Below are 12,781 nucleotides of genomic sequence, written 5' to 3' on the forward strand. Positions count from 1 at the left end.
GAACCTCGGGTCGTCAGGGCATCCGCCTTATTTGATCTGCGCGAAGCGTTCGACAAGGTGGCTTTTGAACCGCACGATGCCAGAAACGGTGTGATCACTCTGGCGCCGTCAGTGTGGGCATAGGTTTTTTTCATCCCCCAAAAACGGCTCCCTGCACTGGCATGACAGGGGGCCGCAAGTCGGCACGACGGCCGGTGGGGGGTGGGGTTGGATTGAAGGAAGAAGCAGGTTGCTTCTATAAAAATCAGCATAGCGTGAACTTGTGATCAAACTGTGACGAAATCAAGTCCCTTTTGTCCCGCCTCACCTTGGGTGGTATGCTAACGGTATCATGTGAAAACGAGGAAAACGCGATGTATAAAATGATTGTCAGTGACCTAGATGAAAGTCTGCTGCGCACCGATGGGTCGGTTTCGCCGGCTGACGTGGCCACGATCCAGCGACTGAAGGCGGCCGGGGTGAAGTTTGTGCCCAACACGGGGCGCGGGTTTGCCTCCGTGCAGCCGCTCTTGGCCACGCTGGGGCTGGCCGGTGAGCCGGGGCAGTATGTGATCTCGTACAACGGCGGAGCAATCGTCGAGAATGCGGGCAACCGCCTGCTGATGACCCAGGCGCTGCCATGGGCGGTGGCGGACCAGATCTTTCGGCTTGCGATGGCGACGGGGCAGTTCTGCGCGCATGTGTACACTTTCCACCATGTGTACCTCGCCAACCCCAATCCAGATGAGTTGGCGTACATGGCCAACCGTGGCGTGGCCTTCACCGAGATCCCGGCCACAGACCTGAGCGCCTTTCAGGACCGCCAGATTGCCAAGGTGATCTTTCAGAATCTTGATCTGAGTGTTCGGGCTGAACTGCGCGAAACGGTTGAGACGCAGTGCCCGACGCCGCTCAACATCACCTACTCATCCAACCGCTACGTCGAGTTTAATCCCGCCACCGTGGATAAGGGGCGCGCAGCGATTGCTTTGGGCGCTAAGATCGGCATCGCACCGGCAGAAATTATCGCGCTGGGCGACAACGCAAACGACTTGAGCATGCTGACGGCAGTGGGCCTGGGCGTGGCAGTGGCCAATGCGATCCCGGCAGTGAAGGACGCTGTTGGGCTGGTGCTTCCGGTCACGAATGATGAGAACCCTGTGACGACACTGGCGCAGATGGTGTTTGACTGAGGGAATAGGTCAGTTACTCATTAAAATCTTATTATTAGCGTGATTTCTGGGCTTTTTTTGGGCTTTTTTCCGTGGTGTACCGGCGTCAATAAGCCGGGGGTACCACGGAGACGACTGAGGATTAATTTGGGGTTAAAATCGCCATCAAAGGGGCGTGGTTGTCACAATTTACTTTTTGAAAACGGTGCAACCAATTTCACTAGGCCAATTTTGGAAACGGCTACAAAGGCCGCTGAATCAACGAATTGGTGCGGTTGACATCGTTTGGGGCAGCGGTTACACTGTCTGTGGTTGGTACCAATTAGGGAGGGACGCGAATGGCAATCGAGGATCAGCCGCTGCACGATCGGTTGGTCGATTTGCTCCGAGAGCAAATCCGCACCAACATGGCGCCACACAGCAAGCTGCCCGCTGAGCGGGTGCTGGCCGAACGCTATGGGGTCAGTCGTAACACGGTTCGCGCCGCACTGTCTAAGCTGGAAATGACCGGGGTGATCTACCGCAGTCGCGGGCGCGGCACTTTCGTGGCCAACCCAGTGGCGGAGCCAACAGACCTGGCAGAGACCTACAGCTTCACCGAGCAGATGGCCGATCAGGGCCGCACGCCCGAAAGCAAGGTGCTGTACCTGCAGGAGTTTCCGGCCAACGAGTACATCGTCAGCCACCTGCACGTGCCGCTGGGGACGCCAACGTACAAGCTCAAGCGCTTGCGCAGTGCGGACGGCGTGCCCCTGATGGTTGAGCGGACCTTTTTGCCCGCTGACCGGTTCCCCAAGCTCTCTGCCAAGGCCATCGAGCAAGACGGGTTGTACCACGTGATGCAGACGAAGTACGGCTGTGCGGTGTCAGACGCCGTGGAAGCCTTCTTCGCCAGTCTCACCAGTGTCAATGATGCACACCTGCTCAAGGTGCCATACGGGTCGCCGAGCCTGAGCGTTCAGCGCACCACCACCGGCACGAACGGCGAGATCGTCGAGTTCACGCTCAGCATCACCCGCGCCGACCAGTTCGTTTATCGGTACCATCATAGTCAAAATGGGACGACCACCTGAGTGGCAGCCCAATCAATATCAGCAACTCGCGGGGTTCCCGCAGCGATTCGAGGAGGAATCATCTTGTTTGAGAAATCAGTAGAAGAACTCACCAGCATGGGCGCTCAGATCACGACCCAAGAGATCAAGCAGCAACCAGAACTGTGGCAAGAAGCGTTTGACAATTACACGGCCAAGAAGGCCGACATTGACACCTTTTTGGCCAAGGTGATCGCCGCGGCGAACGGCCAAGTGGTTCGTGTCATTTTTACCGGCGCTGGGACGAGTGCTTACACCGGTGACACGGTGACCCCTTACCTGCAAAAGCATGGGGACCGCGCCCACTTCCGCTTCGAATCGATCGCAACGACGGACATTGTGTCCGCACCTTACGACTACTTAGAAGAAAACACGCCGACCATCCTCGTCTCCTTCGCCCGTTCCGGGAACTCCCCAGAATCCGTGAAGACAGTTGAGCTGGCTGAGCAAGTGGTGAAGAACCTGCACCAGATCACGATCACCTGTGCGCCAGATGGCAAGCTCGCCCTCAAGGCGGAAGGTGAAGCCGACAACCTGCTGTTGATGCAGCCGGCCGGCTCCAACGACAAGGGCTTTGCCATGACCGGGAGCTTCTCCTGCATGTCCCTGACCGCGATGCTCACCTTCGACCAGACCGATGAGGCCAAGAAGGCGGACTACCTGAAGACCATCGTGGCAATGGGTCACGAAGTTATCAGCCGCGAAGCTGAGATCCAGAACCTGGTGGATGAAGACTTCGATCGCATCACGTACCTTGGCTCCGGTTCGCTGGGTGGCTTGACGCGTGAAGCGCAGCTGAAGGTGCTCGAACTGACTGCCGGTAAGCTGGCCACGATCTTCGACACCTCCATGGGCTTCCGTCACGGTCCGAAGTCCTTCGTCAACGACCGCACCCTGGTCTTCGACTTCTTGTCCAACGATGCCTACACCCGTCAGTACGACGTGGATGTGATGGAAGAGATCAACGGCGACAAGATCGCCAAGCGCATCGTTGCGATCGGCACGTCACAAGCCAACGACTTCTCCGGTGAAAGCTTCCTGTTTGCCACCGGCGATCAAGCCTTGCCAGAAGGTTACCAGGCCCTGCCAGACGTGATGTTTGCGCAGACCTTGGCCCTGCTGGCTTCGATCAAAGTGAACAACCTGCCAGATACGCCAAGCCCAACCGGGACCGTTAACCGGGTGGTCAAAGGGGTTATCCTGCACGACTACGAAGGCTAATGACCTTTACGGCGGCGCTTGCCGCCTCCAAATGAGCACGCTTCAACAGACAGTCTGAAGTGTGCTGTTTTGGGGGTGGCAACACCCGCTACGCCAGCGCCCGGTGTTCGGGCTACGGCAAATTGTAAGCAGTAACATTTTTTTACTCAGGTACCAATGCCATTATTATCGGCGAGCATTTATACACTTAGGGGGTATGAACTATGGCAATTATTGCATCACGCATCGATGGCCGTCTGGTACACGGTCAAGTTGCAAACCTTTGGACCACTAAGCTCCAAGCGACCCGTATCATGGTCGTGGACAACGAAGTCTCCAAGAGCAAGATCGAAAAGAGCGGCCTGCGCATGGCAGCACCTGCCAGCGTAAAGCTGTCTGTTCTCGATATTGACACGGCGGCTGACCACATTTTGGCTGGCAAGTACGATTCTCAGCGCGTCTTCGTGGTGGCGAAGAAGCCTGAAACGTTCTTGGCACTGGTTCAAAAAGGGGTGCCGATCAAGTCACTGAACGTTGGGAACATGTCTCAAACCGATGAGACCCGTTCCATCACGAAGTCCATTAACGTCGTTGACGCGGACGTCGAAGCGTTCAACAAGCTCAATGACCTTGGCGTTACGCTGACCGCCCAGATGGTGCCAGCTGACGATTCCAAGGACTTCATGAGCCTGCTTAAAAAGGGATAGGAGGAATAACGAATGATTGCATGGTGGCAAATTGTTCTTTTGACGCTGTACGCAGGGTATCAGATCCTCGATGAATTGCAGATCTACTCTTCCATGTCTGCCCCAGTCTTTGCCGGCTTCTTCGCTGGTTTGGTCATGGGTGACATGAAGGTCGGGTTGACCATCGGGGCTGCGATGCAGCTGACTGTTTTGGGTGTTGGGACCTTCGGTGGGGCGTCCAAGATCGACGCGAACTCCGGGACCCTGCTGGCGGTTGCCTTCTCCGTTGGGACGGGCATGAAGCCAGAACAGGCGATCACCGCACTGGCTGTGCCAGTTGCTGCTTTGATGATCTACACCGATATCTTGGCGCGTTTCACCAACACGTTCTTTGCACACCGCATCGACAAGTTGGTTGAAGACCAAAACTACAGCGCCATCGAGCGCAACTTCCTGGCTGGGGCATTGCCTTGGTCACTGTCTCGCATGATCCCTGTTGGCTTGGGCCTGGCCCTTGGCGGTGGGTTCGTGAACACCATCGTTGAATACATCAACGGCCCACTGAAGTGGCTGGGCGACGGGCTCTCCGTTGCCGGTGCCGTTCTGCCAGCCGTTGGGTTCTCCATCTTGCTTCGTTACCTGCCAGTTAAGAAGCACATCGCTTACTTGCTGCTTGGCTTCACCATCACCAGCCTGATGACCACGCTGTTCGGCTCCATTCAGAACATCGGGACCGCGCTGGCAGCTGCGCCTAAGGTTGCGGCGGGGTTGAACACCTTCAATGGCCTGTCCATGCTGGCCATTGCGTTCATCGGCCTGGCACTGGCACTCATTGCCTACAACCACAGCGCTGAAATGTTGAAAGCAGCGCCAGTGGCTGCCGCAAAGCAAGCCAACACTTCAGACGAGGGGGAAATCACAGATGACGAACTATAAGCTGAATGACCAAGACTTCAAGCAGATCAATGAACGTTCCCTGTTCGGTTTCCAACTGGGCTGGAACTACGAACGGATGCAGGGGTCAGGGTACTTGTACCACATCCTGCCACAACTGCGTAAGATTTATGGGGACAACACTCCAGAACTGAAGGAAATGATGAAGACGCACACGCAGTTCTTCAACACTTCCAACTTCTTCAACACCATCATCACCGGGATCGACTTGGCGATCGAAGAAGAACAGGGCATCAAGGGTAAGGATACCGTTGCCGGGTTGAAAGCCGGTTTGATGGGCTCCTTCGCGGCGATTGGGGACTCCATCTTCGCGGCGCTGGTTCCTGCGATCTTCGGTGCGATTGCTGCTAACATGGCCTCCAATGGGAACCCGATCGGGATCTTCATCTGGATCGCGGCGCAAGTTGCGGTTGACGTCTTCCGTTGGGTTCAACTCAAGTACGCTTACAAAGAAGGGGTCAACCTGGTTACGAACATGCAGCACACGCTGAATGCCCTGACCGATGCCGCTTCCTTGATGGGTGTGTTCATGGTCGGCGCCTTGGTCGCAACCATGATCAACGTCAAGTTTGCTTGGGCACCAGTCGTTGGCTCTGTTCCTTTGAACATCCAAAACAACCTGGACATGATCCTGCCTCGTCTCTTCCCAGCACTCCTTTGCGGTTTCGTTTACTGGATGCTTGGTAAGAAGGGTATGACCTCCACGAAGGCCATCTTCATCGTGCTGATCCTTGCGATCGCACTGGGCGCGCTTGGCATCATCGCCAAGGGTTAATCGACAATTTTAGATAAAGGACGGATATTATGAGTGAATTGGTACTGGTAAGTCACGGTCAGTTCTGTACGGAACTGAAGAAAAGCGCAGAAATGATCATGGGCCCGCAAGACGGCATCCACACAGTGGAATTGCTGCCAAGCGATGGTCCGGAAGACTTCCGCGCAAAGTTCGAGAAGACGACTGAAGGCCTGAGCGACTTCACCGTGTTCGCAGACCTGATGGGCGGTACGCCTTGCAATGTAGTCGCACGGATCTTGATGGAAGGCAAAGGGTCCTTTGACCTGTATGCTGGGATGAACCTGCCGATGATCATCAGCTTCATCAACGGGGAAATGATCGGGATGACCCCGAACATCATTGACGACGCGAAGGCCGGTATCGTTCACGTGAACGATATGCTGTCCTAAGATAAAATTGGGGAGGCTCTGGGCGTGCGCTCAGGGCCTCTTTCTTTCGCTTGCGAGATGAGAATCGCCACGGTTGGCCTAGACCACTAGGCCCGCACGTGGTACACTGGGTAATGAAAACGGATAACTTAAAGACGATAAGGAGATCATGTAATGAGCTACTACATTCATGCTGCGAAGTTTTTCCTGAAGAACACAACCGAAAACGGCGGTTGGCTTGAAGTCACCGATGAAGGCAAGTTCGGCGACTTTATCCCATCATACGGGAAGAAGCCGGAAGGCGAGATCAAGGACTACGGGCAGCAATGGATCGCCCCAGGTCTGGTCGACACCCACATTCACGGCTCCTTGGGCCATGACGTCATGGACAACGACTGGGACGGCATCAATGAGATGTCTGAAGGTCTGCTGAGCTGTGGGGTCACCAGCTGGCTGCCAACCACGCTGACCGGTCCGTTCGAACAACTGAACGACGTCTGCAAGACCATCGGTGACCACGCCGGCGAAGAAACCGGGGCGAAGATCCAGGGCATTTACTTCGAAGGCCCATTCTTCACCGAAGAGCACAAGGGCGCCCAGAACCCGAAGTACTTCCGTGATCCTTCCATCAAGGAATATGACGAATGGCAAAAGAGTGCCAAGGGCTTGCTTCAAAAGATGGCCCTGGCCCCAGAACGCGACGGTGCGGTTGAATTCACCAAGCACATGAGCCAAGACGGCAAGGCTGTTGCCCTGGGTCACAGTAGCGCCACTTACGAACAGGCCAAGGCCTGTGTCGAAGCCGGGGCGACCGTCTTCTGCCACACCTTCAACGGCATGTCTGGCCTCAACCACCGCGAACCTGGGATGGTCGGCGCCGCAATGTACATGCAGATCGTTGACGATGAACTGATCTGCGACGGCCACCACGTGCGCCCAGAAGTGGTCGGCTCCCTGATCAAGGAAAAGACCCCAGAACACATCGCTCTGATCACCGACTGCATGCAGGCCGGCATGATGCCAGACGGCGACTACATGCTGGGTGAATTCCCAGTTGTTGTTGCGAACGGGACCGCCCGCCTCAAGGACGGCGCGCACTCCCTGGCTGGCTCCATCCTCAAGCTCAACGACGCGATCAAGAACGTTGTGGACTGGAACGACGTGACCCCGGAAGCGGCCATCATGATGGCCGCATACGTCCCAGCCAAGTCTTCCAAGATCGATGACAAGTGTGGCGCGATCCTGCCAGGTCGTGACGCTGACTTCATCGTCTTGAACGACAACATGACCTTGGCCGAAACCTACCTGGACGGCGTTTCCCGCTACCAGGCTTAGGCCACACTGCAACCTCTAATGCACGGCTGAATCGCCCGTTGCGAGTTAGATGCATCATCTAACCCGTGACGGGCTTTTTGGCGTCTCAGTGAGGGAAAAATTTTCAATGCTTATTTGACATATTATTGACGCTAAAAAGAGACCGAAAAGATGACATATTTTGTCTAATGGTACCGTCACAAAAAATATAAACGGAATTTTCAAAAGTTGAATGTGGCCTGAAATGGCTGATTCCAAGGCGTTTACATCGTAGTGTTTCATCACTGTTTTGATAAATGGTTGCGAGACGTAACTACTGTCGGTAGACTGGGTTCAATAAGAGTGTAGTAATCCGAAAATTAAATTAGGTAATGTGTAGGCCTGGCCATAGTTGAGTGGGGATACTGTGACAGGAGGGCACTATGAGAAATCAGCAGTTAAGGAGTACGAATCCAACCGCCAAGAACTACCGGATGTATAAGGCCGGGAAGTTTTGGCGATTTGCGTTCACCATGTTTGCAGGGACGATGATCGGGACAGGGGTCGTGGTTGGCACCAGTCTGATCAGCGACTCGGGCATTCAGGTGGTCCGGGCGGCCAAGGGTGATCCGATAACGTCTGAATCGCGGCCGGTGGACTTGGGAAATCTAATTAATGGCGTCATGGTTCACGCGACCGTGACGGTTCAAGGGATCGATGATGGTTCTGGGCATATTGATATCCATCAACCGGTCACCGTTACCGTAGACGGTTTGCCGCCGGAAGTACTGTGGGAAGATATTTCGATCGCCAATGCCGCGACAGGGGTAAAATCTGAGCGCATCCGATTAGATTTTTCGATTGTCGACACCGTGACGGGATGGTTTGGCACGTATAAAAGTACCCATGTCACAGGGGCCCAGGGCTTCAAGTACGAGATCCCGGCGGACACACTGACTGAGATATTTGGCGAAACCGGGGGCCAGATGGAGGTGTACGTGCAGCCTCTTTCCCAGAAGCCAACAATCCCGGGTGATGCAATTGTGTCGAATAACGACGGGGATGTAACACCCACGGATGGCACTGGGGACACGGGTGATACCGGTGACACCGGCAACACGGGCGACACCGGTGACACCGGTGACACAGGCGATACGGGCGATACCGGAACGGTCACGCCGGCAACAGACGCACTGACCGTCAACTACCGCTACCTAGATGAAAACGGGGAAATCGCTGGCACTGCGCAAACGCAAAACATAGATGAGACGGGCAAGATTGATTTTACGCCGTACAATCCGCCGGCCGGTTACGCCTTCACCGCGAGTGAGACAGAGCTCTCTGATACGGGTATGCTTGCGGGGGATATTCAGACTGCAACTGAAGGGGCGACCGATTTTGCGAGCTTGAATAAGCTGATGAGTGGCTTTAGCATGACGAAGCCAAGCACTTTTTTGGACGGTGACATCCACAGCATTACCATCACCTATCACGGCAAAAAGTCCGCCGCTGCACCGGTGACGGTGAAGTTCGCCAACGAGGACGATCCGGAGGACATCCTCAGAGCCGACATCAAGCTCCCCGGTAACCTGGGAGACACCGTTGATTTTTCCAGCATCGATAAGACGCTTGAACACTACACGCTGGACTCAAGTCGCGATGGGACTGCGCAAACGCTGACGTTTAGCGACCAGCCGCAGACGGTCACGGTGTACTACAAAGACATCAAGTACACCGCAACGGTCAAGCTCGTGGACGAAGACGGTAATCCGGTGACCAACGTGCGGGGGGAATCCGAGTACGTGCTCGGTCCGGCCGTGTACAACACCAAGTTCAACATGGATCACCCGGATTTTGCGCCAGGGTTTGAAGTCGATGGCTACACGGTTGTGGCCGGCACCCCAGATTCATTCTACATGGGGGATAACAACGACCTGGTCTTCGTGGTGACCTACCAGAAGAAACAGGGCTCAGGCGTGGTGGACCTGATCGATCAGGCGACCAACCAGGCCGTTGAGACGGATAAGCAAACCGAATACGCGTATGACGGGGCGCTGGGCGACACCGTTGATTTTGCGGCGCTCGGCATCGATAAGACGATTGACGGGTACGTCTTGGTGCAAGACAACACCCTGGCCGCGCACACCATCGCTGAAGACGATAAGCCGGTTGTCATTTTTTACAAGAAAAAGGCCGCGGTGACCGTGGAGCTGGTGGACAGCAATGGCTCGGTCCTAGACTTGGCTGACCAAGAAACCACGTACACCTTCGACAGCACTGCGGCGGGTGAAATCGGGGTCGGGGATGTCGTCGACCTCAGCACGGTCGCTATTGACAAAGATGTGCCGGGTTACACGCTGGTCAGCGACCCGACGACCAGTGACTACACGGTCACGGATGGCGAAAACCTGCTCAAGATTCAGTACGAAAAGATTGCCAATGGCACCCTGACCGTGTCGCTGGTCGATGAATCGGGCAACGCCCTGAAGAACACGGATGGTCAGTCGGCCTACACCCTGACCGGTGAGGCAGGGACGGCAATTGACTGGACCAAGGCGGCCATCAACAAGACCGTTACCGGCTACACGCTGAAGGCGGATCTGACGACTGAGCCGTACACCTTCACCAAGACGGCCGACAAGCTGCAACTTGTTTACATTAAGGACAAGCAGACGGTGTTCACCCCGGATGATCCGGGCACGCTTGGCGACCCGACCGGCACGATGCAAAAAGATTTAATCGCGACCGTGACGGTGAACGTGAAGTACACCGGCGATGCGGGTCTCACGGGCTTGCCGAGCGAAAAAGACGATGTGTCTGACGTGACGGTGTACCGGACGGCGACAACTGATGCCAATGATAAGGTCACCTATACGCCGTGGACAACCGACCCATCCGGTGTCGGTGGGAGCAACGACACGGTCCTCATCGCGGCCTTGGTTGACAATCAGACCAACATTCCAACTGTTAGCGGGGCGACTGGGCGCTTTTTGACGGGGACGAACCAAGACATTACGTCGGCCGACATTCAGTCCGGTGGCCTCGGTGCGGCGAACGTGACGAGTGCACAGCCAGTGAACGTTGGCTCAATGACGGCAACCCCATACACGGTCACCCGCACCGTGAACTACACGGCTGTTGCGCCGGACCTTCAGTGGCACGATGCGCCGGATGATCCGAGTGACCCGCTTTACGCCGAGACCCATAAGACGTTGACGGTGACCGTCAACACGGTGAAGGACGGCGAGACGACCAAGGCGGTTGACACACAGACGCTTGAGTTGACTCGTCAGTACCAATTTGATGCCAACGGGTCGTCTAACGAAGCCACGGACTATGGCGAGTGGACGAAGACGACCGACTATCAGACGTACACCCCGGCAGTCATTGCCGGTTATACGGCGACACCCGCAACCGTCACAAGCACCAGCGCGACAGAAGCGGGCCCGTCGATTGACGCAACGCTTAGCCAGATGATCAACACGAAAGAAGCTGTTGACGGCGAAGCGGTCGTGACCGTTGTTTACACGCAGGACGAAGTTGAACCGAAGCTCGTTGAGCATGAGGCGCCAAATGACCCGCAAGACCCATATTACGACGGCACGCACAAGACGCTCACCGTGACGGTCAAGGGCGTGAAGGACGGTGCAACCACCGCACTTGATACCCAAGACCTGCTTTATACCCGGACCTACACAACGGATGAGAACGACGTGAGTGGCACCGTTGTCTCCTATGGGGCCTGGGTTGCCGTTGGGGGCTATCAGACTGTGATCCCGAACGAGGCTGGCTACACGGCGACCCCTAACGCTGTCACCGAGAACACGCAAGACGACGACGGGGTCTCGATTAAGCAGACCGAAACGCTGATGCTGTCGGTTGAAAAAGACACCGATGTGACCGCCACTGTCACCGTGACCTTCAACAAGGCCGTGGCTGAAACCGGAACAGGGACCGTCCACTACGTTTATCAAAACGTGGACGGCACCGAGTTGCTTGATCCGGTCACCGTTTCCGGTGCCATCGGGGATGTGTACGACTACGACGTGCCAGAAACCGTTAGCGGTGCAGACTTTGACCTGGACGATGCGAACGGGACCTTAGACACTGGGACCCTGTATTACTATGCCACCGCAGACATCAACGGCGGCCAGATCAATAACCTGGCCGATGACAGTAACAGTGACAAGGCCTTTGGCACGCAGGGGCAAAACATCTGGGTCATTTACGTGGCCAAGCCGAAGGACGCGCTTGTCCCCGTCTTTGAACCGATTTTGGATCAGAACAATGAAACCATCGGCTACAATATTCTGATGGACGGTGAGATCGTTGGCACCATTAACGATGGTGAAACCCCAACCGTAACCCCGAGCATGGACGAAAACGGTCAGGTCGCAGGCTATGTGTTCGAGCTGAATGGCCGGACTTACACGATCCTGAACGGTCAAAAAGGAGATAAAGGCGATACAGGTGAAGCAATCACCGTGACCGGCCAGTCGGTTGACGATGATGGTGATGTCATTATTGACTTCAGCGACGGTTCAAGCCTCACCCTACCAAGCACGACTTCTGAAATCAGCGTGACTCCGAAGGTCGAGGATGGCCAGACTGTCGGCTATACCCTGACGGTTGACGGCACCCCTTATGACATCGTCAACGGGAAAGACGGCATCGGCATTGAGAGCCAAACCAAGGATGCGGACGGTAACGTGACCGTCACCCTGACTGACGGTTCCTCCTTCGTCATTGAAAAAGGTGATAAGGGTGACCAAGGTACCGCAGGTACAAATGGTCAAAGCGCCTTTGAGCTGTGGCAGACCTCTGATCCTGACAATGCAGGCAAGACGGAAGCCGACTTCCTGAAAGCACTGAAGGGTGCGGACGGGAAGAGCGCTTATCAAGTCTGGGTTGACGCAGGCAATGAAGGTAATGAAGAAGACTTCTTGAACGGCCTGGATGGGAAGAGTGCGTTTGAGATCTGGCAGGGCTTGGACGGTAACGCGGACAAGACCGAGGAAGACTTCATCGCTAGCCTGAAGGGTGAAAAAGGTGATAAGGGTGACACTGGGGCCAAGGGTGACCAAGGTACCGCAGGTACGAATGGTCAAAGCGCCTTTGAGCTGTGGCAATCATCTGATCCCAAAAATGCAGACAAGACGGAAGAAGACTTCCTGGCAGCGCTGAAAGGTGCGGACGGGAAGAGCGCTTATCAAGTCTGGGTTGAAGCAGGCAATGAAGGTAG

Annotated in this window: 9 protein-coding genes; all 9 read left to right on the forward strand. The window is 55.5% G+C overall.

Annotated elements, in window-relative coordinates; genetic code table 11:
• Window positions 1–353: 353 nt before the first annotated feature.
• Window positions 354–1,172, forward strand: coding sequence for an HAD-IIB family hydrolase (locus EKM88_RS02130; protein ID WP_125702612.1), 819 nt, complete (start codon window positions 354–356; stop codon window positions 1,170–1,172).
• 317 nt (window positions 1,173–1,489) lie between these two features.
• Window positions 1,490–2,224, forward strand: a complete 735-nt coding sequence (locus tag EKM88_RS02135) for a GntR family transcriptional regulator (RefSeq protein ID WP_125702613.1) — start codon at window positions 1,490–1,492, stop codon at window positions 2,222–2,224.
• Window positions 2,225–2,287: 63 nt separating this feature from the next.
• Complete coding sequence (locus EKM88_RS02140; RefSeq protein WP_125702615.1) at window positions 2,288–3,463, forward strand: SIS domain-containing protein; 1,176 nt, start codon at window positions 2,288–2,290, stop codon at window positions 3,461–3,463.
• Window positions 3,464–3,666: 203 nt separating this feature from the next.
• Window positions 3,667–4,149, forward strand: coding sequence for a PTS system mannose/fructose/N-acetylgalactosamine-transporter subunit IIB (locus EKM88_RS02145; protein WP_125702617.1), 483 nt, complete (start codon window positions 3,667–3,669; stop codon window positions 4,147–4,149).
• Between the two features lie 12 nt (window positions 4,150–4,161).
• Window positions 4,162–5,064 carry a PTS mannose/fructose/sorbose/N-acetylgalactosamine transporter subunit IIC gene (locus EKM88_RS02150; protein WP_125702619.1) on the forward strand — a complete coding sequence of 301 codons (903 nt, stop codon included), beginning with the start codon at window positions 4,162–4,164 and terminating at the stop codon, window positions 5,062–5,064.
• Window positions 5,051–5,857, forward strand: a complete 807-nt coding sequence (locus EKM88_RS02155) for a PTS system mannose/fructose/sorbose family transporter subunit IID (RefSeq protein ID WP_125702621.1) — start codon at window positions 5,051–5,053, stop codon at window positions 5,855–5,857. The genes EKM88_RS02150 and EKM88_RS02155 overlap by 14 nt, the downstream gene beginning before the upstream one ends.
• A 29-nt stretch (window positions 5,858–5,886) precedes the next feature.
• Entirely contained in the window at window positions 5,887–6,267 is a 381-nt protein-coding gene (locus EKM88_RS02160; protein WP_164511972.1) for a PTS sugar transporter subunit IIA, read from the forward strand.
• A gap of 153 nt (window positions 6,268–6,420) precedes the next feature.
• Window positions 6,421–7,581, forward strand: coding sequence for an N-acetylglucosamine-6-phosphate deacetylase (nagA, locus tag EKM88_RS02165; RefSeq protein ID WP_125702625.1), 1,161 nt, complete (start codon window positions 6,421–6,423; stop codon window positions 7,579–7,581).
• A 401-nt stretch (window positions 7,582–7,982) separates the two neighbouring features.
• On the forward strand, window positions 7,983–12,781 hold a 4,799-nt coding region (locus EKM88_RS02170), incomplete at its 3' end, for a MucBP domain-containing protein (protein ID WP_191988703.1).

This window comes from Lacticaseibacillus daqingensis (assembly GCF_003946115.1).
Classification (GTDB): domain Bacteria; phylum Bacillota; class Bacilli; order Lactobacillales; family Lactobacillaceae; genus Lacticaseibacillus; species Lacticaseibacillus daqingensis.